Annotated in this window: 21 protein-coding genes and 4 tRNA genes; 16 read left to right on the forward strand and 9 right to left on the reverse strand. The window is 64.8% G+C overall.

What is annotated here, in order from left to right; genetic code table 11:
• Positions 1-8: 8 nt before the first annotated feature.
• The 5 genes from BMZ17_RS07185 to BMZ17_RS07205 all read right to left on the reverse strand — a co-directional run bounded on the left by BMZ17_RS07185 (position 9) and on the right by BMZ17_RS07205 (position 4,959).
• The gene (locus BMZ17_RS07185; RefSeq protein ID WP_093137613.1) at positions 9-1,634 is read right to left on the reverse strand and encodes an MFS transporter; all 1,626 of its coding nucleotides are present in this window, start codon (positions 1,632-1,634) and stop codon (positions 9-11) included.
• Positions 1,624-2,034, reverse strand: a complete 411-nt coding sequence (locus BMZ17_RS07190) for a DoxX family protein (protein WP_093137616.1) — start codon at positions 2,032-2,034, stop codon at positions 1,624-1,626. Before BMZ17_RS07190 ends, BMZ17_RS07185 begins: the two co-directional genes overlap by 11 nt.
• Entirely contained in the window at positions 2,034-3,926 is a 1,893-nt protein-coding gene (locus BMZ17_RS07195; protein ID WP_175485495.1) for an amidohydrolase, read from the reverse strand. The genes BMZ17_RS07190 and BMZ17_RS07195 overlap by 1 nt, the downstream gene beginning before the upstream one ends.
• Positions 3,923-4,222, reverse strand: coding sequence for a XapX domain-containing protein (locus BMZ17_RS07200; RefSeq protein ID WP_093137618.1), 300 nt, complete (start codon positions 4,220-4,222; stop codon positions 3,923-3,925). Before BMZ17_RS07200 ends, BMZ17_RS07195 begins: the two co-directional genes overlap by 4 nt.
• 83 nt (positions 4,223-4,305) lie before the next feature.
• The gene (locus BMZ17_RS07205; protein ID WP_093137620.1) at positions 4,306-4,959 is read right to left on the reverse strand and encodes a hydrolase; all 654 of its coding nucleotides are present in this window, start codon (positions 4,957-4,959) and stop codon (positions 4,306-4,308) included.
• 209 nt (positions 4,960-5,168) lie between these two features.
• Between BMZ17_RS07205 and BMZ17_RS07210 the strand changes: the two genes are divergently transcribed.
• From BMZ17_RS07210 to BMZ17_RS07255, 10 genes are all read left to right on the forward strand, one after another.
• On the forward strand, positions 5,169-5,807 hold the full coding sequence (locus tag BMZ17_RS07210; RefSeq protein WP_139202809.1) for a hypothetical protein: 639 nt from the start codon (positions 5,169-5,171) through the stop codon (positions 5,805-5,807).
• A 117-nt stretch (positions 5,808-5,924) separates the two neighbouring features.
• Positions 5,925-7,781: a copper resistance system multicopper oxidase gene (locus BMZ17_RS07215; protein ID WP_254775204.1), complete on the forward strand. Its 1,857-nt coding sequence runs from the start codon at positions 5,925-5,927 to the stop codon at positions 7,779-7,781.
• Positions 7,778-8,989 (forward strand): copper resistance protein B, encoded by a 1,212-nt coding sequence (locus tag BMZ17_RS07220; RefSeq protein WP_093137623.1) that lies wholly within the window; start codon positions 7,778-7,780, stop codon positions 8,987-8,989. Before BMZ17_RS07215 ends, BMZ17_RS07220 begins: the two co-directional genes overlap by 4 nt.
• 83 nt (positions 8,990-9,072) lie before the next feature.
• Entirely contained in the window at positions 9,073-9,465 is a 393-nt protein-coding gene (locus BMZ17_RS07225; RefSeq protein WP_093137625.1) for a MerR family transcriptional regulator, read from the forward strand.
• Positions 9,466-9,469: 4 nt separating this feature from the next.
• Entirely contained in the window at positions 9,470-11,914 is a 2,445-nt protein-coding gene (locus tag BMZ17_RS07230) for a heavy metal translocating P-type ATPase (RefSeq protein WP_256371047.1), read from the forward strand.
• Positions 11,915-12,005: 91 nt separating this feature from the next.
• Positions 12,006-12,081 (forward strand) — tRNA-Ala (locus tag BMZ17_RS07235).
• A 54-nt stretch (positions 12,082-12,135) separates the two neighbouring features.
• Positions 12,136-12,211: transfer RNA gene (locus tag BMZ17_RS07240), tRNA-Glu, on the forward strand.
• 57 nt (positions 12,212-12,268) lie between these two features.
• Positions 12,269-12,344: transfer RNA gene (locus BMZ17_RS07245), tRNA-Ala, on the forward strand.
• A gap of 54 nt (positions 12,345-12,398) precedes the next feature.
• Positions 12,399-12,474, forward strand: a tRNA-Glu gene (locus tag BMZ17_RS07250).
• A gap of 215 nt (positions 12,475-12,689) precedes the next feature.
• On the forward strand, positions 12,690-13,166 hold the full coding sequence (locus BMZ17_RS07255; RefSeq protein WP_139202810.1) for a hypothetical protein: 477 nt from the start codon (positions 12,690-12,692) through the stop codon (positions 13,164-13,166).
• A gap of 47 nt (positions 13,167-13,213) precedes the next feature.
• Here BMZ17_RS07255 and BMZ17_RS07260 read toward each other — a convergent pair whose 3' ends face one another.
• Both BMZ17_RS07260 and BMZ17_RS07265 read right to left on the reverse strand, forming a co-directional pair.
• On the reverse strand, positions 13,214-13,720 hold the full coding sequence (locus BMZ17_RS07260) for a DUF1249 domain-containing protein (RefSeq protein WP_093137631.1): 507 nt from the start codon (positions 13,718-13,720) through the stop codon (positions 13,214-13,216).
• A 126-nt stretch (positions 13,721-13,846) separates the two neighbouring features.
• Positions 13,847-14,668 (reverse strand): posphoenolpyruvate synthetase regulatory kinase/phosphorylase PpsR, encoded by an 822-nt coding sequence (locus BMZ17_RS07265; RefSeq protein ID WP_093137633.1) that lies wholly within the window; start codon positions 14,666-14,668, stop codon positions 13,847-13,849.
• A 164-nt stretch (positions 14,669-14,832) separates the two neighbouring features.
• Between BMZ17_RS07265 and ppsA the strand changes: the two genes are divergently transcribed.
• Both ppsA and BMZ17_RS07275 read left to right on the forward strand, forming a co-directional pair.
• Positions 14,833-17,208, forward strand: coding sequence for a phosphoenolpyruvate synthase (gene ppsA, locus BMZ17_RS07270; RefSeq protein ID WP_093137636.1), 2,376 nt, complete (start codon positions 14,833-14,835; stop codon positions 17,206-17,208).
• Between the two features lie 100 nt (positions 17,209-17,308).
• Positions 17,309-18,241 (forward strand): mechanosensitive ion channel family protein, encoded by a 933-nt coding sequence (locus tag BMZ17_RS07275; protein WP_093137639.1) that lies wholly within the window; start codon positions 17,309-17,311, stop codon positions 18,239-18,241.
• A 64-nt stretch (positions 18,242-18,305) separates the two neighbouring features.
• Here the strand turns inward: BMZ17_RS07275 and orn are convergent, their stop codons facing one another.
• On the reverse strand, positions 18,306-18,875 hold the full coding sequence (orn, locus tag BMZ17_RS07280; protein WP_254775206.1) for an oligoribonuclease: 570 nt from the start codon (positions 18,873-18,875) through the stop codon (positions 18,306-18,308).
• Positions 18,876-19,059: 184 nt separating this feature from the next.
• Here orn and BMZ17_RS07285 point away from each other — a divergent pair, with 184 nt between their 5' ends.
• Entirely contained in the window at positions 19,060-20,226 is a 1,167-nt protein-coding gene (locus BMZ17_RS07285; RefSeq protein WP_254775207.1) for an acyltransferase family protein, read from the forward strand.
• 314 nt (positions 20,227-20,540) lie between these two features.
• Positions 20,541-21,599 carry an acyltransferase family protein gene (locus BMZ17_RS07290; protein WP_254775208.1) on the forward strand — a complete coding sequence of 353 codons (1,059 nt, stop codon included), beginning with the start codon at positions 20,541-20,543 and terminating at the stop codon, positions 21,597-21,599.
• Here the strand turns inward: BMZ17_RS07290 and tadA are convergent, their stop codons facing one another.
• Entirely contained in the window at positions 21,600-22,124 is a 525-nt protein-coding gene (gene tadA / locus BMZ17_RS07295) for a tRNA adenosine(34) deaminase TadA (protein ID WP_093137648.1), read from the reverse strand.
• Between the two features lie 236 nt (positions 22,125-22,360).
• Here tadA and BMZ17_RS07300 point away from each other — a divergent pair, with 236 nt between their 5' ends.
• Both BMZ17_RS07300 and BMZ17_RS07305 read left to right on the forward strand, forming a co-directional pair.
• On the forward strand, positions 22,361-22,804 hold the full coding sequence (locus tag BMZ17_RS07300; RefSeq protein ID WP_139202811.1) for a tetratricopeptide repeat protein: 444 nt from the start codon (positions 22,361-22,363) through the stop codon (positions 22,802-22,804).
• Between the two features lie 13 nt (positions 22,805-22,817).
• Positions 22,818-23,429 (forward strand): superoxide dismutase, encoded by a 612-nt coding sequence (locus BMZ17_RS07305; protein ID WP_093137652.1) that lies wholly within the window; start codon positions 22,818-22,820, stop codon positions 23,427-23,429.
• The last annotated feature ends 1,646 nt before the right edge of the window (positions 23,430-25,075 follow it).

Consider the following 25,075-nt stretch of genomic DNA (forward strand, 5'->3'; position numbering starts at 1 on the left):
GGAGGGCATCAGGCGTGGACGTGCTGCAGCGGCGCGTGGCGCTTGCCATCCATCGTGATGAAGTGGCGCACCACCGGCGGTTCCGGGCCCTGGTGGTACTGCAGCGCTTCGGACTGCAGGTCGGCATCGGCGTTGGAGACGCGACGGTGCTGGCGAAGGTGCTCGGCCCAGGACTCGACCATGAACCACTCGACCAGCTTCTGCGGATCAGCCGCGTCCTCGGTGATGCCCCACAGGTAGGCGCCGTCGCGGCGACGGCCCAGCGACAGGCGCGTGATCGCGGCCTGGAAGGCGGCGTGGTCTTCGGTGGCGACGCGGTACTCGATCAGGATCATCACCGGGCCGCGGTCGTGGCTCACCTCGGGGCTGGTGAGGGGCTCGGGCCAGTGGTTGGAGGCCTGCAGGTCGGCCTCGCCGGTCGGCAGTCGTACGCGATGGAACAGCAGCGCGATCACCGCCAGGCCGACCGCACCGATGACCAGCGCCCTGGGAACGCCGACTTCCTGCGCGACCAGGCCCCAGCCGAAACTGCCGGCCGCCATCGCACCGTTGAACACCATCAGGTAGACGGCCAATGCGCGTCCACGCACCCAGTTGGGCAGCACGGCCTGGGCCACGCCGTTGAGCGTGGTGAGCGCGATGATCCAACCTACGCCCAGCAGCAGCATCAGCGCCACGCTGAGCCACTGCGGCGGCGCCATGGCCAGGCCGCCCATCACCACCACGGTGCAGGCCGAAGCCACCAGGATCAGACCATCGGCATCGAAGCGTGCGCGCAGGCGCGGCAACAGTAGCGCGCCGACAATTGCGCCGGCGCCCACCGCGCCCAACAGCACGCCATAGAAGCCGGCCGTGCCATGCAGCAGCTGGCGTGCCACCAATGGCAGCAGCGCCCACACCGAACTGGCGAACAGGAAGAACACCGCCGCGCGCAGCAGCACCACATGCAGCTCGCGACTGGATCGCGTGAAGCGCAGACCCGCACGCAGCGCGCCGAGAAACTGTTCGGACAAGGCGTCATGCACGTTGGCCGGGCGCTTCCACCACAACAGCGCGGCGATCACGAAGACATAGCTCAGCACGTCGGCGCCGTAGGCCAGGGACGCGCCGAAGTTGGCCAGCAGCACGCCGCCCAGCGCCGGGCCGATGGCGCGGGCGATGTTGATGCCCAGCGAGTTCAGCGCCACGGCGTTCTTCAGATCGCTGCGCGGGACCAGCTCGGGCACGATCGACTGCCACGCCGGTCCCATCAACGCCGCGCCGATGCCACCGATGAAGGTCATGCCGATCAGATACTCGACCGTCAGCGCCCCGCTGCGGGTGAGCAGCAGCAGGGTCAGGCTGACGCTGGCCAGCATGATCTGGATGAAGATCAGGAAACGTCGACGATCCAGGATGTCCGACAGGACCCCGGCCGGGATCGCCAGCAGGAAGATCGGCAGCGTCGCGGCGGTCTGGATCAGGGCGACCGCAGTGGGATTGGCCGAGAGCTCGGTGACCATCCAGGAGCTGGCCACATCGCGGATGAAGCTGCCGGTGTTACCCAGTACGGCAGCCGCCCACAGGACGGCGAACACGGGCTGTGCCAGCGGCGCGAAGCTGCCGCCACTTGCGCGAGGTTTTTCAGAAGACATAACGACCTCCCAGGTCGTGCCAGGCGACCAGCAGGAAACCGCCGGTCAGCCCCCAGTGCTCGAAGAAGGAATTGGCGATCGTCGTGCGTTCCGGTTTCTGCAGGCCCCAGAAGCGATCGGCCATGAAGTTGGCCAGGATGGTGAACCCGCCCAGCGCCAAGGCACCGGCCCAGCGATACCAGCCGCTCAGCACCAGTGCTGAAGCCGCCAGTTCGAAGGCGATGATGAGCGCGGCGAACGGCAGTGCAGGGCGCAGGCCGAAGTGATGCATTTCGGCCACCGCGGCAGGAAAGTCGCGCAGCTTGTCGAACGAGCCCTGCAGGTACGCCGAGCACAACAGCAGCAGCGCAACCCAATGCACCCAGGGCGAAGTGAACGCTTCGCGCAACAGGCCGATCATCAGACTGCCCAGCAGGCGCAGCCCAGCGCGCCCCAGAAGCCTTTCAGGTCCGAGATCGGCAGCTTGCTGGTCCACGCCGTCGCGTGCGCGTGGCCGTGCACGTTGCACTGGTTGGCGCAGCCGCAACCTGCCGCAGCCTGGCGCGCCTGCGCCGTCGCGTCGGGTTTGGCAGCGGTATCGCCCCAGCCGGCATAGCCGCCGAAACGGCGTACCGGCGACCAGTCCGGCATCGCCGGGGGCGGCGCCGCGTCATCGAACCGGGCGAAGTCACCCGCGCCATAGACCACCTTGCCGCCGACCACGGTCAGCAGCGAGGTGATCCCGCTGATTTCGTCCTCGGCACAGGCGTAGAAGTCGCGGTCCGGCACCATCAGGTCGGCGAACTGGCCGGCCTTGATCGCGCCTTTCTTGCCTTCCTCATTGGAGAACCAGGTGACGTTGACGGTCCACATGCGCAGCGCATCTTCGCGATCCAGGCAGTTGCGGCGCGGATACAGCCCAAGCCCGCCGACCGTGCGGCCGGTGATCATCCAGTTCAGCGAGACCCACGGGTTGTAGGAAGCCACGCGCGTGGCATCGGTGCCGGCCGAGACCTTGACCCCGGCCTCCAGGATCCGCTTGATCGGCGGCGTTGCCTCGGCAGCGCCCGGGCCGTAACGCTCGACGAAGTACTCGCCCTGATACGCCATGCGGTGCTGCACGGCGACGCCGCCGCCGAGCGCCGCGATGCGGTCGATCGAGCGATCGGAGATCGTCTCGGCATGGTCGAAGAACCAGTTCAGGCCTTCGAGCGGGATCTCCTGGTTGACGCGCTCGAACACATCCAGCGAGCGACTGATGGTTTCGTCGTAAGTGGCATGCATGCGCCAGGGCCAGCGGTTCTCCGCCAGCACGCGCACGACCTCTTCCAACTCGCCTTCCATCTCCGGCGCCATCTCGGGCCGCGGCTGGCGGAAGTCCTCGAAGTCGGCCGCCGAGAACACCAGCATTTCGCCAGCCCCGTTATGGCGGAAATAGTCGTCGCCTTGCTTGTACTTGGAGGACGCGGTCCAGTTGAGGAAGTCTTCCTTTTCCTGCTTCGGCTTCTGGGTGAACAGGTTGTAGGCCAGGCGGATGGTCAGTTGCCCGGCATCGGACAGCTGCTGGATCACCTGGTAATCCTCTGGATAGTTCTGGAAGCCGCCGCCGGCATCGATCACGCTGGTCACGCCCAGGCGGTTGAGCTCACGCATGAAGTGGCGCGTGGAGTTGACCTGGTATTCCAGCGGCAGCTTCGGCCCCTTGGCCAGCGTCGCGTAGAGGATGCCGGCGTTGGGCTTGGCCAACAGCAGCCCGTTCGGGTTGCCGTTGGCATCGCGCAGGATCTCGCCGCCCGGCGGGTTGGGCGTCTCGCGGGTGTAGCCCACGGCACGCAGCGCCGCGCCGTTGAGCAGGGCGCGGTCGTACAGATGCAGGATGAAGACCGGCGTATCGGGCGCAATGGCGTTGAGCTCGTCCAGGGTCGGCAGGCGCTTTTCGACGAACTGATGCTCGGTGAAGCCGCCGACCACGCGCACCCATTGCGGGGCAGGGGTCGCATCCACCTGGCGCTTCAGCATGTCCATCGCATCGGCCAGGCTGCGCACGCCATCCCAGCGCAGCTCCATGTTGAAGTTCAGGCCGCCGCGGATGATGTGGATGTGGTTGTCGATCAGGCCGGGCAGCACGCGCCGGCCTCGCAGGTCGATGATCGTGGTGTCCGGCCCGGCGCTGGGCATGATGTCGTGATCCTGGCCGACCTGGAGGAAGCGGCCGTCCTTGATCGCCACGCAGCTGGCGGTCGGGTTGGCTTTGTCCAGGGTGACGAACAGGCCGCGATGCAGGATCAGATCCGGCGTGATGGGGGAGGTCATGCGTCGTGCTCCTCGCCGTGGATCGGCGATGACGTTTGAGGAAGGTCTTTCGACGGGCGCTTGCCCTTGGGCAGGTGGCCGAACATGTGCGGCTTGACCTGGTGTCGGACCCAGGTGATCTCGGTCTGGCTGCGCGCCAGCACCTGACGGGCCAACGGCGGGAGCTGCTCGCCCACCAAGATGCCGAGCAGGCCTACCAATGCGATGACCGGCGGCGCAGGCGAGCGCACATTGAGCAGGCTGTAGATCACGCCAACCAGCAAGCCGGCCGCCAAGGACAGCAGATAGGGCTTCATCGAAGGACTCCGAGACGGAACAGGCACGGCGTCCGCGCGGAAGGAATCCAGCGCGGACGGGAGAGGCGTTGTGAAGCGGAACTTCAGCCTTCGTGCGCGTTGAACATGGTCTTGGCGTAGGTGACGCCCAGGCCGTACGCACCGCCGTATTGCTTGGCGTAGCCGGTGGTCATGTCGTAGGTTTCGGTGCGGGCCCAGTCGCGCTGCAGCTCCAGCATGTACTGCAGGGACGTCATCGGCCGCACGCCGGCCTGGACCATGCGCTCCATCGCACGCTCATGCGCCTCGGTGGAGACATCGCCGCACGCGTCGGCGATCACGTAGCACTCAAAGCCCTGGTCCAGCGCCGACAGGGTCGGGCCGACGATGCACACCGAGGTCCACAGGCCGGCGAACACCAGGCGCTGCTTGCCGATCGCGTTGATCTGGTCGATCACCGCTGCGTCTTCCCAGGTGTTCATCGAGGTGCGGTCCAGCAGCGCCTGGCCCGGGAAGGGGTCGGTGACTTCGGTAAACATCGGGCCGGAGAACGACTTCTCGGCCACGGTGGTCAGGATGGTCGGCACCTTGAAGCCGGCTGCCGCATTGGCAATCAGCGCGGCGTTGTTGCGAAGGTTGACTGCGTCAATGGACTTGGTCGCAAACGCCATCTGCGACTGGAAGTCGATCAGGACCAGTGCGTGGTCTTTGGGCGAAAGCAGGTTGGAACCAGGCGTGGGGGTGGCATGCAGCGGCATTGATCGTCGTCCAGGCGGGAAAGGGTGGCGGCATGTTCCCGACGGCGTCGTGATTCGTATTGTTGATCTGTGAGGTTGAGGGTCATTCTTAATTTCGCATAATGTATATTATGTAAATAAAAATCGAGCTCAGGAGGCATCCATCGCCAAGCACCTCACGCTTCTTGGCTACTCTGCTGCTCCGCTCCCCAATCGCATCAAGGATTCGCGTGGCTGTCCAAGTTCCAGAGCTCAACGTCACCATTGCTGCGGATCAGGAAGAAACCCGACTGGCCGTCGGATACATCGGCGACGTGCTGCTTTGCTCCGGGTTCGGTAGCCAGTTTCAGTGGCACCGGCTTGGATTGGGCGAACGGCTTGTCGGCTGGACGCCTGCGCAATGGGCCGAGGCCATGTTGCCGGCTTTCGACGATGGCCAGGTCCGCAAGCTGCTGTTGCAGACGATCGCCTCCGGACACCAGCAGTTATGGGAGGTGGCGCCGGTAGATGCGGCGATCCGCTATGAATTCGTCCGGCAGGAGGAATACGAGCTGGCCCGCGCGCGGATGCTCGCCGAAACCGACGATCGCTATTGGATCGCGCTGGCGCTGATGTGCCTGGTCCGGGCCACGCAGGCCAATGCGCGGCTGAGCCATGAATCCCTGCAGGCCAAGCTGGGCAAGCTGCACTGGATCAACCTGGACAAGGCCTTCGCACAGGCCGATGGCTCAGCGGTTGCACGCTACGTTGGCACGCTGCCCAACCTCGATGGCCTGGGCCACGGGCTGGGTTTGAACCTGCCGTTCGTGCTGTCCGAGCTGCTGGCGCAGGGCCGCGGCTCGGCGCTGGTCGACCGCCTGCTGGCCTGAGCGCCTACGCCCGGATGGCCGCTTCGTCATCTGGAAATAGGGGTTTTGCCTTGACTGGACTTCACTCCAGACTTTGCATACTCGCCGGCCGTTTTGCGCCGCGCCTGGAGTCTGTGGATGTCGATGGAAGCTTTCCGCCCGCCTGGGTTCTCGACCACGCGGCGGCGGTTCGTCACCGGCACCGGGCTGGCGTTGGCAGGGTCGTCGCTGGCCGTGCCGGGGTTGGCCCTGGGGCAATCCGGCTCCTTCGCACCGCAGGTTCCTGAGCTGCGCGGGCAGGCATTCGACCTGTCTATCGGCGCCCTGCCCGTCAACATCACCGGTCGGCCGTCGCAGGCGGTGGCAATCAATGGCTCGATGCCGGGGCCGACGCTGCATTGGCGCGAAGGCGACGAGGTCACGCTGAAGGTCAGCAATCGGCTCGGCGTAGACACCTCGCTGCATTGGCACGGGATCATCCTCCCGGCGGCGATGGACGGCGTGCCGGGACTGAGTTTCCACGGGATAGGTCCTTCAGAATCATATCTTTACCGCTTCAAGTTGAAGCAATCTGGCACGTACTGGTACCACGCGCATTCCAGCCTGCAGGAGGCCAAGGGCGCGTTCGGCGCGATCGTCGTGGCGCCGGCCGGGCCTGATCCGGTGGCAGTGGACCGCGACTACGTGCTGCTGCTCTCGGACTGGAGCGACGAAGATCCGCACGCCATCGTGCGCAAGCTCAAGCTGCAGCCGGACTACTACAACGTCCACAAGCGCACCGTGGGCGACTTCGTCCGCGACGCACGGCAGCAAGGTCTCAAGGTCGCGACGCAGGACCGGCGCATGTGGGGCCAGATGCGGATGAGCCCGACCGACCTGGCCGACGTGAGCGGCCAGACCTATACCTACCTGGTCAACGGGGCCAGCCCGGACGCGAACTGGAGCGGCCTGTTCAAGCGCGGCGAGCGCGTGCGCCTGCGCTTCATCAATGGCTCGGCGATGAGCTTCTTCGACGTGCGCATTCCGGGACTGAAGATGACCGTGGTGGCCGCCGACGGCCAGCCGGTGCATCCGGTCAGCGTGGACGAATTCCGCATCGCGGTGGCCGAGACCCTGGACGTGGTCGTGCAGCCGCAGGAGGACCAGCCCTACACGGTGTTCTGCCAGGCGATGGACCGCAGCGGCTACGCGCGCGCCACCCTGACGCCCCGCCCCGGCCTGCAGGCACCGGTGCCACCGCTGGATCCCCGCCCGTTGCTGACCATGGCCGACATGGGCATGGACCATGGCCACGGCGGGATGTCGCACGGTGCGATGGCGATGCCGGGGACGAGCACGTCCAACCAGGATCACGCCGGCATGGATCACGCGTCGATGGGCCACGGTGACATGGGTGCGATGGAGGCTTCGGCGATGGCCGGCATGGGCCACGATCACGCGATGCCCGGCATGGGCACGACCAAGTCGGCGATCGAAGTCCGCCATCCCGCCAGCGAATCGAACAACCCGGCCGTGGACATGCAGACCATGACGCCCAGCCGCGCCCTGGACGACCCGGGCATCGGCCTGCGCGACAACGGCCGGCGCGTCCTGACTGCGGCCGATCTGCACAGCACCTTCGACGATCCCGATCCGCGCGAGCCTGGGCGCGAACTTCAGCTGCACCTGACCGGCAACATGGAGCGCTACGTCTGGGGCTTCGACGGGATTCCGTTCTCCAAGGCCGGCCCGGTCAAGCTCAACTACGGCGAACGCGTGCGTATCGTGCTGGTCAACGACACCATGATGGAGCACCCCATCCACCTGCATGGCATGTGGAGCGACGTGGAAAGCGCCGATGGCCAGTTCCAGGTCCGCCGCCATACCGTCAGCGTGCCGCCGGGCAGCGTCCGCAGCTATCGGGTCAGCGCCGACGCGCTCGGGCGGTGGGCGTTCCATTGCCACATGCTGCTGCACATGGAGCTGGGCATGTTCCGCGAGGTGCAGGTCGCATGAGCCCCCTGCCCCATTACCGCAGCTTGGCCTTGGCGTGCGCATTGGCTTTGGCGCAGGGTTCGGCCTTCGCCCAGCAGCACGACCACGCCGCCATGCAGATGCAGGACATGCCCGGCATGGACATGTCGTCGATGCAGGACACCGGCAAGCCGGCCGACAAGAAGAAAACCTCGGACAAGGCCGAAACCAAGCCGCAGGCCAGCACATCCGCGCCGAAGGCCGATCCCCACGCCGGCCATCACGACATGGCCATGCCGATGGACCACGCGCAGCACGCGCCGGCCACGCCGAAGCAGCCGGCCACCAAGCCCAAAGCCAAGACGCCGGCCGCCAAACCCAAGCAGGTCACGCCCTCGAGACCTGCCGATCCGCACGCCGGCCACGCGATGCCGGCCGGAATGTCGATGGAATCCATGCCGGGCATGGACATGCCGATGGCTGCGCCTGGCGCCCCGCCGATGGATCACAACGCACATCACGGACACAGCGCGCCGATGCCGGCGCCCCTGCCCGCGCCGACGATGGAGAAACGTGCCGCGGCGTTTCCTGACCTCGGCGGCATGGATATGTCGCTGCATATGGACGACAACCCCACCGTTGCAGTGCTGCGCGGCGATCGCCTGGAGCACGTCGAAGGCGGCGGCACAGCCTGGGATGCGCGCTTTGGCGTGGGCGGCAATTTCGACAAATTCTGGCTACGTAGCGAGGGCGAACAACACCGGGGCGAACAGGCGCGCGGCGACGTGCAGCTGCAATGGAGCCATGCGACCGGACCGTGGTGGGACCGGGTGTTTTCGCTGCGCAGCGATTTCGGCCCGGGGCCATCGCGGCAATGGGCGGGTCTCGGCGTCATGGGCCTGGCGCCTTACAAGTTCGAACTGGAAGCCCACGCCTACATCGGCGAACAGGGCCGCCTGGCCGCGCGCGTCGAGGCCGAGTACGAGCTGCTGCTGACCAACCGCCTGATCCTGACCCCGCGGGTGGAATTCAACGCCTACAGCAAGGACGACCGGGCCAACCGGATCGGCAAGGGCCTGAGTGACGGCGAAGCTGGCCTGCGCCTGCGCTACGAGATCACCCGCCAGTTCGCCCCGTACGTGGGCTATGGCTGGAGTCGCAGCTTCGGCGACACCGCCGATCTGGTCCGCGCCGACGGCGAGCCTGCACTGGATCACGGCTGGGTCGCCGGCCTGCGCTTCTGGTTCTGAGCGCAGGCTGCTGGCAGCCAAACCCTTGACTCTTGACCAGACTCAAGGGTGCACACTGGGCGTCTTCCCTGTTGGAGCGCCCCATGAACATCGGTCAGCTGGCCCGCCAGACCCAGGTCCCGATCGACACGATCCGGTATTACGAGCGGCAACGCCTGTTGCCGGAGCCGCCGCGCTCGACGGGCGGCTACCGCCGTTATGCCGAAGACGACGTCTCGCGCCTGAATTTCATCAGGCGTGCCAAGGGGTTAGGTTTCACTCTTGAGGAAATTGGCGAACTCCTGGCGATCAGCGCCGGTCGCGGCGACATGGCCGCGGTCAAGGACGCCGCCAGCCGCAAGCTGAGCCAGGTCGAGCAACGCATCGACGAACTGGCCCGTGTCCGCGACGCGCTCAAGGTCATGGTCGACGCCTGCCCGGGGCATGGCGCGCTGCGCGACTGCCCGATCGTCTCGGCCTTGCGCGAGGACGGTTGAGGTGGTGTCCGAGCAGGATCCGGCCCAGCCTCGCCCAAGCTGCTGCCATTCCAAATCGGAATCCGAGGCGACCGAGCCAGCATCGCCCGCCGTCGTCGCGGCGCAGCCCGTCGCACCAAAGTCGTCCTGCTGTGGGCACCCACACCATCAGCCGCTCGCAGCGGAGCCCACGTCGTCGGCGACCGATCCGGTCTGCGGCATGCGCGTTGATCTGGCGACCACCCAGCACCGCGTCGAGCACGCAGGCCAGACCTACGGCTTCTGCTCCGCCGGCTGCAAGCAGAAGTTCAGCGCAGATCCGCACCGCTACTTGCAGCGCACGCCGCAGGACACGGCGCCGCCACCGCCCGGCACGCAATACACCTGTCCGATGGACCCGGAAATCGTGCGCGATGCCCCCGGCACCTGCCCCAAGTGCGGCATGGCGCTGGAGCCGATGATGCCGTCGCTGGACGAAACCGAGAACCCGGAACTCACCGACTTCCGCCGCCGCTTCTGGTGGTCGCTGCCGTTGAGTGCGCTGGCCGTCTTGCTGGCGATGTCAGGCCATCTGTTGTCGCTGATGCCGATGGGCGTGTCGGCGTGGCTGCAGGGCGCGCTCGCCACGCCGGTGGTGTTGTGGGCAGGCTGGCCCTTTTTGCAGCGCTGGGTGCAGTCGATTGTCCATCGCAGCCCCAACATGTGGACGCTGATCGGCACCGGCGTATCGGCGGCGTATCTCTATAGCGTGGTTGCGTTACTGGTGCCGCAGGTCTTTCCCGCGGCGTTCCGCCTGCATGGGCAGGTGGAAGTCTATTTCGAAGCGGCCGCGGCCATCATCAGCCTGACCCTGCTCGGCCAGCTGATGGAACTCAAGGCGCGCGCGCAGACATCTTCGGCGATCCGCCGCCTGCTCGGCCTTGCCCCCAAAACCGCACGAAAGATCGACGCCGATGGCAGCGAGCACGACGTCGCGCTCGACACGCTCCAGCCCGGCGATCGCCTGCGCGTGCGGCCCGGCGAGAAAGTCCCGGTGGATGGCGTGGTGCGCGAAGGTCGCTCGCATCTGGACGAGTCGATGCTGACCGGCGAGCCGGTGCCGGTTGCACGCGGACCGGGCGATCCGGTCATCGGCGCCACGCTCAATGGTGCGGGCGCGCTGATCATCGAAGCCACCCGCACCGGCAGCGACAGCACGCTCGCCCAGATCGTCCAGCTTGTCGCCCAGGCCCAGCGCACGCGTGCCCCGATGCAGGCGATGGCCGATCGCGTCGCGTACTGGTTCGTGCTTGCCGTGCTGGCGGTCGCCGTGGCCACGCTGCTGGTGTGGGGCCTGTTCGGGCCACCGCCGTCATGGACCCACGGCCTGCTCAATGCCGTCAGCGTTCTGATCATCGCCTGCCCCTGTGCGCTGGGCTTGGCGACACCGATGTCGATCATGGTCGCCAGCGGCCGCGCCGCGCAGGCTGGCGTGCTGTTCCGCGACGCTCAGGCGATCGAGCGTCTGCGCAGCGTCGACACGCTGGTGCTCGACAAGACCGGCACGCTCACGCGCGGCAAGCCAAGCTTCGGCGATGTGCAGGCGCTGGCGCCGTACCGCGCGGAAGGTGTGCTGCGGCTGGCCGCCAGCCTGGATGCCGGCAGCGAACACCCGCTCGCCCAGGCCATCGTCGCCGAAGCGCGCCAACGCGGGATGACGTTATCGGCCAGCGCGGACATGACTTCCGACCCCGGATTGGGCGTGCGCGGGCACGTCGACGGACACGCATTGCTGCTCGGCAATCGCGCCCTGCTTGCGACCGCGCGGATTGAGGTCGCGCCACTTGAGGGCACTGCCGAAGCACTGCGCCTGGACGGTGCCAGCGTGATGTTCCTGGCCGTCGATGGTGTGCTCGCTGGCCTGATTTCCGTCGTCGATCCGATCAAGGACGGCGCCGCGCACGCCATCGCCTCGCTCAAGGCCAGCGGCCTGCGCATCGTCATGGCCAGCGGCGATGCCACCAGCACCGCACAAGCCGTCGCGCGCCAGCTTGGGATCGATGAGGTCCACGGCGAAACAAACCCTGCCGACAAGGCGCGCCTGGTCGATGCACTGCGCCAGCAGGGCCGCGTGGTGGCGATGGCCGGCGACGGCATCAACGACGCGCCTGCACTGGCATCGGCCGATGTCGGCATCGCGATGGGCACCGGCACCGACGTGGCCATGTCCAGTGCGCAGGTAACGCTGGTCAAAGGCGAGCTGTCCGGCCTGCTGCGCGCGCGCCGCATCTCGCAGCAGACCGTGCGCAACATGCGTCAGAACCTGGGCTTCGCGCTGTTCTACAACGGCCTGGGCGTGCCGCTTGCAGCAGGCGTGCTGACGCCGTGGTTGGGCTGGAAGCTCTCGCCCATCTTCGCGGCCGTCGCGATGAGCTTGAGCTCGGTGTCAGTGGTCAGCAACGCACTGCGCTTGCGTCTTCAGCGCACCTGAAACGCCAGCGTTGCATGCATATAAAAAATTCGCGTATTCATGCTTGCGGAACACCGAATCGGTCATTAGAATGCCGGGCTCCCAAGACACCGGGGCCATAGCTCAGCTGGGAGAGCGCCTGCATGGCATGCAGGAGGTCGGCGGTTCGATCCCGCCTGGCTCCACCACGTTTCAAGGGTTGCAAGCACTAGGCCTGCTTGTGATTCGTAAGTTTAGACAGCGTCCCCATCGTCTAGAGGCCTAGGACACCACCCTTTCACGGTGGACACCGGGGTTCGAATCCCCGTGGGGACGCCAGCTACAACGAGGGAAGACGCAGCGTGTTTCGCCGCTGCGTTTTTTCTTGGCAACATCGGGGCCATAGCTCAGCTGGGAGAGCGCCTGCATGGCATGCAGGAGGTCGGCGGTTCGATCCCGCCTGGCTCCACCACGTTTCACCGGTTACAAGCACCAGGCCTGCTTGTGATTCGCAAGTTTAGACAGCGTCCCCATCGTCTAGAGGCCTAGGACACCACCCTTTCACGGTGGACACCGGGGTTCGAATCCCCGTGGGGACGCCACTTGTTTTGCATCAAAGCGCAGCGGACATCCGTTGCGCTTTTTTGTTGCGCGCGTCCTTTCATCGCGGTGGGTGCGGGCGGCATCGCGCGACAGGATTAGGAACAAATGAAGGCCGGGCGGCAGTCTTCTTCATCTGATCCGCATCGTGAATTCATGAAAATAAACAGGCATCCGTCGCGGATGCGCCCGCCTCATGAAGCCGCAAGGAGCCTCGATGCCGAAGTCAGACAAGAACCCCAACGGACGCCATGAAGCGGCGTTCGCCAGCTGGATCCGCAGGAACGGCTATGCGCCGAGCGAGGCGATCGAGCACTTCCTCGAACACTCCGATTACATCCGCGACGAGTTCACCCTGCTGGATGTCGACGCCAAAACCGCGGCCACGGCCGAGCTGCGCAAGTTCCTGCAGCGACGCAGTGGCGAAGACAGCTTCACCATGCAGTTCCCGACCGTCTATCTGTGCAAGGACAAGCAGGGGCGCCGCCTGCGCTACACCGTGACCCTGACCATCGGCGAAGACGAGGCCACGTGGATTGGACGGGTCTGGGCCGGTAGCGAGTACCTGGGCGAGGTCACGGGGTCCGGCGGTGGACCCAAGGCCAACTATCTGACCCTGGCGCGGATGCATATCGAATCGCAGATCGACTGCCACGACGCCATCGTCAAGCGTCCGTTGCCGGACTTCTGGTAACGCGAAGCATCAATGATCGGGGCGGCATTCGCCCCGGCGCAACCGAGTCAGGCGGCGTCGCCGGCCTCGACACGGGCAATCACTTCGCCCTCTTCCACCCGGCGCAGCGTGGCGACACCGTGGCCGCGTTCGGCCAAGTATTCGACCCACTTGCCCAGGAAGGTGTTCATCCGCATCCGGTGGCTGATCAGCTCGGCCGGCGGCGGGAACATCCCGATCACGTCCTGCCAGCGACGCCCGACATAGCAGTGCGTCGCCTCGGCCTGGCGTGCATCGCGGTAAACACGCACGAAAGCAGAGGGATCCGGCTCGCCGGTTTGCGGGTCGATGATGCCGTAGGTCAGGCGCAGCTCGACCGTATAGCGGTGCGTCTCGATCACATCCAGATGCAGGTCCAGCCCGTCGCCGATGCTGGAGACATAGCGCCCGGGCGTCAGGTCGGCCGGGGCGAACAGGCGCGCCAGGCGCCCGTAATTTTCCGCGTACAGCGCCATCAGCCAGCCGAAACGGCCCAGCTTGGGCAGGTGTGTGGCACGGGAGAGAATGGCGGGCATGGCTCGATCCTACACGCTGTCAGGCGCCAACGGCAGCATTGACGCCCCACGTGTCCAGGCCCTAATTTGAGGGTCCGGCCGCCCGTTTCCAACCCGCGGCCGCGACGCCCTCGCCCACCCCATTGCTCAGAACATCTCGCGCTGCAGGCCCAGCGTGGACATGACCTTGCTGGCGATTTCCTCGATCGAGGTATGCGTGGTGCTCAACGTGGGCAGGCGCTCGGTGGTGAACATGCTCTCGGCGGCGGCCACTTCGCGCCGGCAGGTCTCGGCCTTGGCGTAGCCGGAATTAGGCCGGCGCTCCTGGCGGATCTGGCAGAGCCGCTCGGGATCGATGGTCAGGCCGAACAGCTTCTTGCGGTAGGCGCGCAGGCGCGGCGGCAGGCGGTCGCTGTCCAGGTCCTCGTCGGTCAGCGGATAGTTGGCCGCCTTGACCCCGTAATGCAGCGCCAGATAGACGCAGGTCGGCGTTTTGCCCGCCCGCGAGACCGCAACCAGGATCAGGTCGGCCTCGTCGTAGTTGATGGCGATGCCGTCATCGTGGCTCAGGGCGAAGTTCATCGCGTTGATGCGCCGGTGATAGGCCTCGAAGTTGACGATGCCGTGCGCCTGGCCGACCCGCGACTGGCGCACCGCACCCAGCTCCAGCTCCATCGGATTGATGAAAGGCGCAAACACGTCAAGCATCAGCGCGCCGCTGGATTCCAGCAGATGGGCGATGGCCGGATCGACGATGGAATGGATCACGATCGGGCGCGCGTCGTGACGCAGCCCGGCCTCGCGGATGCGCCCGGCGGCCTCGCTGGCCTTGTCGATGTCGTCGACGAAGGGGATCCGGTCGGTGATGAAGGAAAACCCGGAGAACTGGGTAAGCAGGCTATGGCCGATCGTTTCAACGGTGATCCCGGTTCCATCTGAAACATAAAAGACCGGTCGGACACTCGACATTACGTTCATCCCTCGTGCTGGACACTGACGATACCAATATCGCACCATTGCTTGTGCAGTGCGATATCGGGCTGCATCATTAGCACACCCTCTCCCCCCCTCAATGGACCACGGCCCGACGCGTTTTTGCGCCGAATCCCCAGGTCCCTCAAGGAGCGTAGCGCTTGAACCAGAACATCCTGTGGCTGCATGAGCTTGGCCTGTCCGACCTCGCCCGCGTCGGCGGCAAGAATTCCTCACTCGGCGAAATGATCGGCAACCTGGCCCAGCTGGGCGTCTCGGTTCCCGGTGGCTACGCAACCACGGCAGAAGCATTCAAGGACTTCATCGCCCACAACGATCTGTCCAAGCGGATCTTCGACAAGCTGGCCACGCTGGACGTGGAAGACGTCGGCGCACTGACCGCCGCCGGCAAGGAAATCCGCGGCTGGGTGATCGATGCCCCGCTGCAGCCGGAGCTGGATGCCGACATCCGCACCGCCTACAAGCAGCTGTGCGACGAAAACGGCGGCGGCGAAGTCGCCGTGGCCGTGCGCTCCTCGGCCACCGCCGAAGACCTGCCCGACGCGTCATTCGCCGGCCAGCAGGAAACCTTCCTCAACGTGACCGGCGCCGACGATGTGGTGCACAAGGTCAAGGAAGTCTTCGCCTCGCTCTACAACGACCGCGCCATCGCTTACCGCGTGCACCACGGCTTCAAGCACGAGGACGTGTTCCTGTCCTCGGGCGTGCAGCTGATGGTCCGTTCGGACGTGGGCGCCTCGGGCGTGTTGTTCACCCTCGATACCGAGTCCGGCTTCCGCGACGTGGTGTTCGTGACCTCCTCGGTCGGCCTCGGCGAAATGGTCGTGCAGGGCGCGGTCAACCCGGACGAGTTCTACGTCTACAAGCCCACGCTCAACGCGGGCAAGCCGGCGATCCTGCGCCGCTCGCTGGGCAGCAAGGCCCTGCGCATGGTGTATTCGGACGTGCCGGGCGAACGCGTGCGCACCGAGGACACCCCTGCCGAATTGCGCAACACCTTCTCCATCAGCGATGAGGACGTGCAGGAACTGTCCAAGCAGGCGCTGGTCATTGAAAAGCATTACGGCCGCCCGATGGACATCGAGTGGGCCAAAGACGGCGTCAGCGGCAAGCTGTTCATCGTCCAGGCGCGCCCGGAGACGGTGAAGTCGCGCAGCCATGCCACCCAGATCGAACGCTTCGCGCTGTCGTCCAAGGACGCCAAGGTGCTGGCCGAAGGCCGCGCCGTGGGTGCCAAGATCGGCGCCGGCAAGGCCCGCGTCGTGCGCTCGCTGGAGGACATGGATCGCGTGCAGCCCGGCGACGTACTGATCGCCGACATGACCGATCCCGATTGGGAACCGGTGATGAAACGTGCGTCGGCCATCGTCACCAACCGTGGTGGCCGTACCTGCCATGCCGCGATCATCGCGCGCGAGCTGGGCGTGCCGGCCGTGGTGGGTTCGGGTAACGCCACCGAGCTGGTCAAGGACGGGCAGGAAGTCACCGTCAGCTGCGCCGAGGGTGATACCGGCTTCATCTACGACGGCATCCTGGAGTTCGAGCGCACCACGACCGACCTGGGCAACATGCCGCCGGCGCCGCTGAAGATCATGATGAACGTGGCCAACCCGGAGCGCGCGTTCGATTTCGGCCAGCTGCCCAACGCCGGCATCGGCCTGGCGCGCCTGGAGATGATCATCGCCAGCCACATCGGCATCCATCCCAAGGCCCTGCTGGAATACGACACGCAGGACGCGGCGGTGAAGAAGAAGATCGACGCCAAGATCGCCGGGTACGGCGCGCCGGTGGAGTTCTACATCAACCGCCTGGCCGAAGGCATCGCCACGCTGACCGCCTCGGTCGCGCCGAACCCGGTGATCGTGCGCCTGTCGGACTTCAAGTCCAACGAGTACGCCAACCTGATCGGCGGCAGCAAGTACGAGCCGGAAGAAGAGAACCCGATGATCGGCTTCCGCGGCGCCAGCCGTTACGTCGATCCGTCCTTCACCGAAGCCTTCGCGCTGGAGTGCAAGGCGGTGCTGAAGGTCCGCAACGAGATGGGCCTGGACAACCTGTGGGTCATGATCCCGTTCGTGCGCACGCTGGAAGAAGGCCGAAAGGTCGTCGAGGTGCTGGAGGCCAACGGCCTCAAGCAGGGCGAGCGCGGGCTGAAGATCATCATGATGTGCGAGCTGCCGTCCAACGCGCTGCTCGCCGATGAGTTCCTGGAAATCTTCGATGGCTTCTCGATCGGTTCCAACGACCTGACCCAGCTGACCCTGGGCCTGGACCGCGATTCGTCGATCGTCGCGCACCTGTTCGACGAGCGGAACCTGGCGGTCAAGAAGCTGCTGTCGATGGCGATCAAGGCCGCGCGCGCCAAGGGCAAGTACGTCGGCATTTGCGGCCAGGGTCCCTCGGACCACCCGGAGCTGGCCGAGTGGCTGATGCAGGAAGGCATCGAGTCGGTCTCGCTCAACCCTGACACCGTGGTCGATACCTGGCTGCGCCTGGCCAAGCTCAAGGCCGCCTGATCGGAACGCCATCTCGGTAACGTTTCAGGGCAATACGACAGAGCCCCGCCTAGTGCGGGGTTCTGTATTTTGAAAAGCAGACTAGTGAAGGAGAACAGACGTGGAAAACTGGTGGACCGCCGAACGGCAGGAACAATGGACCGGGATCGCACTGGGCGTGGGCACACGCGTGCTGATCGGGTTGGTGGTCCTGTGGATCGGCCTGCGCCTGGCCAAGTGGCTCGCGGGCATCGCCACCCGCGGCATGACGCGCGCCGAACTCGAACCTACTGCCGTGCAGTTCATCGCACGGGTGCTATATGTTGTCTTGCTGGTCCTGCTGCTGTTGGCGATCCTACAATCGGTGTTTGGCGTGGCGCCTGCTTCGCTGATGGCCGTGGTCGGCGCCGCCGGACTGGCGATCGGCCTGGCCTTGAAGGACTCGCTGTCCAACGTCGCATCTGGCGTGATGCTGGTGACGCTCAAGCCGTTCCGCGTCGGGGATGTGGTCACGCTCAGTGGCCAGACCGGCAAGTGCGAGTCGGTGAGCATTTTCCAGACGCGTCTGCGCGGTGCGGACAATCAGACGATCATCTTGCCCAACAGCGTGATCACCAGCAGCGAGATCATCAACCTGACGCCCGATACACGCCGCCGCGTGGAGCTGGTGATTGGCATCGGCTACAACGATGACATCGACAAGGCCAAGTCACTGATCGGTGAACTGCTCAAGGGCGACACGCGCATTCTGCAAGAGCCCGCGGCCGACGTGGTGGTTTATGCATTGGCCGACAATAGCGTCAACCTGGGCGTGCGCTGCCATGTCCTGAACAACGATTGGTTCGGGGTGAAGTGCGACCTGACCGAAAACATCAAGAAGGCGTTCGATGCCAACGGCGTCAGCATTCCCTTCCCGCAGCGCGACGTCCACGTCTATCACCATCTGGGCACCGACGGCGCGGCCATTCCGGCAGCGGCGCTGACGACGGTGCCCGTGGATGCGCTGCAGTCGCCGCCCAAGACGCGCGACAACGAGCCGGGCCACAACGGCTGAGGCATGAGGTGACTGGAACAGGAAAGGGCGCCGAGGGCGCCCTTTTTTCTTGATCAACCGGCGGTCAGGCCCCTGTGGGCAAGGCCAGTCTGGCCAGATGCTTGCGATAGTGCCGCAGCTCGGCGATCGAATCGTGCACGTCGCTTAGCGCGGTGTGCGAGGACTGCTTCTTGACGCCTTCCAGCACCTCGGGCGCCCAGCGGCGCGCCAGCTCCTTCAAGGTGCTGACATCAAGGTTGCGGTAGTGGAAGTAGCGCTCCAGCCGCGGCATCTGGCGATGCAGGAAACGTCGGTCCTGGCAGATCGAGTTGCCGCTCATCGGCGAGGCATTGGCCGGCACCCATTCGGACAGGAAGCTGACCGTGGCCGCTTCGGCCTGACCCAGCGTGACCGAGCTGGAGACCACGCGGTCCCACAGGCCGGAGCGGCGATGCTGGTTGCGGTTCCACTCGTCCATCGACTCGAGCGTGTCGAGCGAATGGGCAATGGCAAACTCCGGCCCTTCGGCCAGGATGTTGAGCTGCGAATCAGTCACCACCGTGGCGATTTCAAGAATCGAATCGTTGTCGGTATCCAGCCCCGTCATCTCCAGATCGATCCAGATCAGGTGGCTGTTATTTGGGACTGAATTCATGGGTTGGGACATTCGCAACTTGGTTGTTCATCATACCGCAGGGTCCTGACGCGCTTTGCGTGTAGGGTCGTTTGGCACCTTCCCGCACCAAACGACGTTCATCAGGGTGGAAGTACGCCCTGCATCACCTGCCGCAGTCACAGCATCGGCCTGGGTGATCACACAAACAAAAGTGGAGTCCGGCATGCAGCAATCCCCCCACCTGCAGGCTGCACAGGGCACGATCGCGTTGCCCGACGCACCGCCTTTGCCCTCCGTCAACACGACGACGAAGGGCAAGGCCAAGGAACACATGCCCGCGCTTGATGGCCTGCGCGGACTGGCGGCGCTGTCGGTGGTGATTGCGCACCTGCCGACGAAGACGTGGGCCTGGGAGCAAGTCAACTTCGGCGAGACCGGCGTGTTCCTGTTCTTCGTGCTGAGCGGCTTTCTGATGGCCCACCTGCACTTGCAGCAGCCGTTCGATGCGCAACGGCTGCGTCGCTTTGGCGTGGCGCGCGTGGCGCGCATCGTGCCGCTGTATTACACGGTGGTGCTGATCGCCTATGCGGTGTCGGTGCTGACCCAGGCCGACTTCCACTACCGCATGGACACGGTGGCGCTTGTCCGGCTGCTGGCGTTTGTCGGGTCGACCGACGTGTTCTGGTCGGTCGGTCCGGAATTCCAGTTCTACGGGTTCTTCCTGCTGCTTTGGGGCATCACGGCATTGCACGGCAAGGCCCGCACGCTGGCGTTGCTGGTGCTGGGTGCGTTCGCCATCGCCTGCTACTTCGGTTCGCCGTATCTGCCGGGCGTGCTGTTCATCTCCAAGCTGCATATCTTCCTGGGCGGTGTGGCGATCGCGCTGCTACGACATGCATTGGCCACGCGGGGCCAGCAGCCTGATGCACGCGGGATCGGGGCGCTCCAGCTGTTGGCCTGTGCTGCGGTGGTCGGCATGCTGTTCCCGTATCACCAGATGCTGCTGCCGCTGTTTCCGGCGCAGGACGTGGCGCAGATCAGCGCCTGGTATTACACCGACCTGCCGCGCGTGCTGCTGGCGGCGCTGGTGGTGCTGGCGTTCTCGTATCGCAACAAGGTCTCCGATCTGCTGCTTGGCAACGGGCTGGTCAGTGAGCTGGGCCGTTCGAGTTTCTCGATCTACCTGCTGCATCGGCCGGTGATCGACGTCATGACCTACTTCGGCCTGTTCGAGCGGCTCAATCCCTCGGTCGCAGGCATCGGCTGCCTCGTGGCGACCGTGCTACTGGCCTCGCTGGTCAACCGCATCCTGGAAACGCCCGCCCGGCTCTGGATCACCCGCCGCTTCACGCCCAGCGGTGCGCACAGCGCCATCGCGCGCACGGCCTGAGAAACGCCGCACCTCAATGCGTCTCGGCGCGACGCGTCGGGAGATCGCCCGCGCCTGAAATCCGCCTAGCGCTACTGACGGTTTGATTGCCGGTCGCGTGGCCGAACTCCGTGCAACTCCGCGTATTCAGTTTTGAAGACGTCACGTGAAGTCATTCAGGCTTTGCGCGGCACCTTCGAGACGCATCCAATCCACGCGCGGAGTCCACCATGCAGCTTCCCCCACTGCAGGCTGAGACAGGCGGTGTCGTACCGCCTGCAGATCCTGCCCCCGCTTCAAGCGTTTCCCAGCATCCCGCCCTCGACAAGGAACACATGCCCGCGCTGGATGGCCTGCGTGGCCTGGCGGCGGTCGTGGTGCTGATCTCGCACCTGCACATGTTCAATTGGGACATCTACAACCTTGGCCCGGCCGGGGTGATGCTGTTCTTCGTGCTCAGCGGGTTCCTGATGGCGCACCTGCACCTGCGCCAGTCGTTCAACGCGGTCTCGGTGCGCCGCTTCTGCGCGGCCCGCACCGCGCGCATCGTGCCGCTGTACTACGCAGTGGTGGTACTCGGCTATCTCTCCACGTATCACCTGGGGCTCGATGCCTTCAGCGTCTACCACATGGATACGCTGGAGCTGGCCCGCCACCTGCTGTTCACCGGCAAAGTCAGTGTGTTCTGGTCGGTCGGGCCGGAGTTCCAGTTCTACGGATTCTTCGTGTTGATGTGGGGCATCACCGCCCTGCCGGTGCGTTGGCGCAAGGCCGCGTTGGCGGCCTTGGCGGTGTTCGCCGTGGCCTGCTACGCCGCATCGCCGAGGCTGCCGGGCATCCTGTTCGTGTCCAAGCTGCAGATCTTCCTGTTCGGCGTAGCCGTGGCGATCGTGCGATGGTGGCTGGCCGAACACCGGCCGCTGACGGGCTTCGCCAAAGGCGCGCTGCAACTGGTTGGCGTCATTGCGTTGGTGCTGCTTGCCCTGCCCGGCGAATTCATGCTGCTGCCGTTATTTCCTGCGGCGGCCGTGGCCGATTACGGGCGCTGGTACTACGCCGACCTGCCACGTGCGCTGTTCGCCGCGATCGCAGTGCTGGGCTTCTCCTACAGCACCGCAGCGTCCACCGCGCTGCTGGGCAATGCGCTGATGCGTGAACTGGGCCGGGCGAGCTTTTCGATCTATCTGCTGCACGAACCGGTGATCGGCGTCATGCGGGTCATGGGGCTGTTCGAGCAGGCAAGTGCGTGGGTCTCGATCCCGCTGTGCATCGTGGTCTCGGTGCTGGTGTCTTCGGCGGTCAACCGCCTGTTCGAGACGCCAGTGCGAATCTGGCTGACGCGCCGGTTGTCGCCGCCCCGTCACGAAGTGGGAGCGTCGGCGGCCGCAGCCTGATCAGTCCAGCAATGGGCGGCCGCGCTTGGCCCGGAAGTAGTTGGTCAGGCGCCGGCCGGCCTCCTCGGCCAGCACGCCGCCGGTGACCTGCACGCGGTGGTTGTGGCGCGGATCGGTGAGCAGGTCGAATACGCTGCCGGCCGCGCCGGTCTTGGGATCGGCGGCGGCGTAGACCACGCGGGCCACGCGCGCGTGGACCATCGCCATCGCGCACATCGCGCAGGGTTCCAGGGTCACGTACAGCGTGCAGCCGACCAGGCGATGGTTCTGCAGGTGCGCGCCACCCTGGCGCATGGCCACGATCTCGGCATGCGCGGTCGGGTCGTGATCGCAGCGGTTGCGATTGCCGCCTTCGCCGATGCACTGGCCATCGGCATCCAGCAGCACCGCGCCGACCGGAATTTCGTCGCGCTCGTGCTGGGCGATGTCGGCCAGTTCGAACGCACGCCGCATCCACGCCACGTCCTGCGCCGCGCATTCGGTGCCGGCAGCTTCGTCAGAGTCGTGGGGCGCGCTGGATGACATCAGCTCAGGCGTGTCGTGTGGTGGACGGGATCGAATTCTAACGGCGCCGCACGGGCGTTGCCTCGATGCGGCGCAGCGTTTCACGCATCGCTACCGGACACGGTGGATAATGGGGACACGGAATCACCAGTTCCACGCTGACGTGCAACGCCGCGATCGAGGCTTCATCCGATCCCGCGCTGCAGACGCAACGACGACTCCCCTGCCCTTTGCGGCACGTCCTTGCGTCCAAGTCCATGTCCCAGCCCCGGTTTCCTTCCGATTCGTTGCACCACTGGCAAGCGCTGACTCGCGCAGCCAATGCCGTGTTCGCGCAGGGCAAGCTGGATGACGCCATCACAATCTACCGGCAGGCAGTGGACGCCGCCGAGCCGCTACTGGCCAGCGACAGCCCTCCCGATCCCGCGATCGCGGCCTACACCGTTTCGCGCCTTAACCTGGCCGAAGCGCTCGATCGCGCCGGCGATGCCGAGCGCGCCGCCAACGAACTGGTCGGCATCCACCTGCGCCTGTTGAAGATGGCGCTGGACCCGGGCCTGCCCCAGGACTGGCGCGATGCCGCCCTGTGCCACAGCCAGCGCAGCCATCTGGAGCTGCAGCACTTTCTTCGTACCCACGAGCATCCCGGCATTGCGCGGTTGCTCCAGGCATCCCATCCGCCCGTTACAACCCTGAACTGACCAGGAGCTCCCCATGCCGTACACCCTGCCCGCCCTGCCCTACGCCTATGACGCGCTGGAGCCCAACATCGACACCAAGACGATGGAGATCCACCACACCAAGCACCACCAGACCTACGTCAACTCGCTCAACACTGCGGTGGAAGGCACCGAATGGGCAGAGTTGCCGGTCGAGGAACTGGTCGCGCGCATCGGCGAGCTGCCCGACAAGATCAAGGGTGCCGTCACCAACCACGGCGGCGGACACGCCAACCATTCGCTGTTCTGGACCGTGATGTCGCCCAACGGCGGCGGCACGCCGAGCGGCAACGTGGCCACGGCGATCGACGCGGAACTGGGCGGCTTCGACGCGTTCAAGAAGGCCTTCACCCAGGCAGCCATTACCCGCTTCGGCAGCGGCTGGGCCTGGCTGTGCGTGAGCAAGGCCGGCAAGCTCAGCGTGGAGAACAGCGCCAACCAGGACAGCCCGCTGATGCAGGGCCTGACCCCGATCCTCGGCCTGGACGTGTGGGAACACGCCTATTACCTCAAGTACCAGAACCGCCGCCCGGAATACATCGACGCCTTCTACGCCGTGGTCGACTGGAACGAAGTCGAGCGCCGCTACAACGCCGCCAAGGGCTGATCGGCGCTGCGACTCCGCAAACGAAAACGCCGCCTTGAAGGCGGCGTTTTCGTAGCAGCGCGGTGCTCAGCTCACTCCCACTCAATCATCGGTAGGTCATCTAAATTGTTGAATTTAAAAGTTCCTCAATGATTGATTTAGTTGGATAACCGTCGAAACTACCGTCAAAGACAAGGGTAGTTAGATTAAATGTGGTGAACATCGGATTCAACACAGCTTGGTCAGCGCGGCCCCGATCAATCATCTTGAATGCTACACCACGGCGAATCTGGTCGTAGGAATAGAGCTCATGTCGTAGTATGGAACATCAGCACCCTCCGTTCGCTCTCCTTGGACGGATCGTGATGCAGCCGCACCGGTTGATCTCGGCGACCAGCGCCAACGCTCGCGGGAATGTCTTCTCCCAGAGACCACCGGGCAATGCCCCGGACTTCATGTCCACAGCGCCCGACGGTGCGCTGAAAATGATTCCCGGCTAGCTTTGTCGCGTTGCGCCAGATCTGCTTTGGCGGCACCTGCGTTCGTGAGGCCGTCTCTTCCACAGCCATCGCGATGATGGGAACGCGCGTTTCGCCGAGCAAATGCGTCAGGTGCGGGGCCGAATAAGCAGGTACTTCCCCGCTCGCCAAGACTTGCTCTTGGGAGTCGGGCTCAAAATTCGCATGTGTAGCTGACACTGGCCATTTTGCCGCCATGCACAGGCTGCGCATCTCGCGCCGCGCCTGCGTGTCCAGCTTTGGGTACCGTTACCTACCCCACGCGGTTGACGCCGAGATCGCTCAAGGTGCCATTTCTTTTCCGACCAGGGTCTGGCGAGATAGTCCACTCAAGTGTGCCAACTGCGCCTGAGGTAGGCCTAATTCAGATCGCTGGATGCAAAGATTCGGGTGCGGGTCCAGCCCTTTGCCTGCACATATTAATCTCGCTTCTAAAGCTCTCAGTTGCCGCCTGGTTCAGGCATGAGAGATTAATCCAGCGATAACTAAATCAGCTCCTGTGCTGTTGCGATGCGCCTTCCTCCATCGGCGACTACATGGACTATAAGTAAGAGATCGATCAAGTCACGCTGCTGAGAGCAGATCTCAGGTATCTGAGTAAAAAAAAGATAAAACTTAAAAGGCGGACGAAAAATTATTCGACCGAAGCGACCTTCGACCGGTGACTTCTCTTGCAACTGGGATTTGTGACCGACTTCGCATGCGCAACGGAGTTGCAATGCAGCAATAGCGAGAAAATTGCTGTGGTGCCCGCCCTTCCCTACTCGCAGTCAAGAAAATTCAACGCGCGAGAATGAAGCTGCATTACTCACTCTGAAACAATGTGAGGAAGCTCAAGTCACCGCCCCGGGCGGCAAATTCGCACAGAGAAGCTTCACAGACCAATGGGTGAATATCGATACCTAAGACACCTGAAGCATGCAAATTGTCAGGCTTGAAAAAAAAATGCGCTTGCGCTGAGGAAATTGGCGTGATATCAAATTTGCACCGAGCGAAATTGATACTCGCTTCCATGGATGAAAGGATGCACATGCAGTGCTTTCACAAGAAAAAAAATAGCCAATCGCGATTGCGCGGTACCAGTTCGCAGGTAGACCGCTCGTGCATCGCTCCAAGCACGGTTAAGAGCTCTCATTGATAAGCCAGCCG

It is taken from the genome of Pseudoxanthomonas sp. GM95 (genome assembly GCF_900109775.1).
GTDB lineage: Bacteria > Pseudomonadota > Gammaproteobacteria > Xanthomonadales > Xanthomonadaceae > Pseudoxanthomonas_A.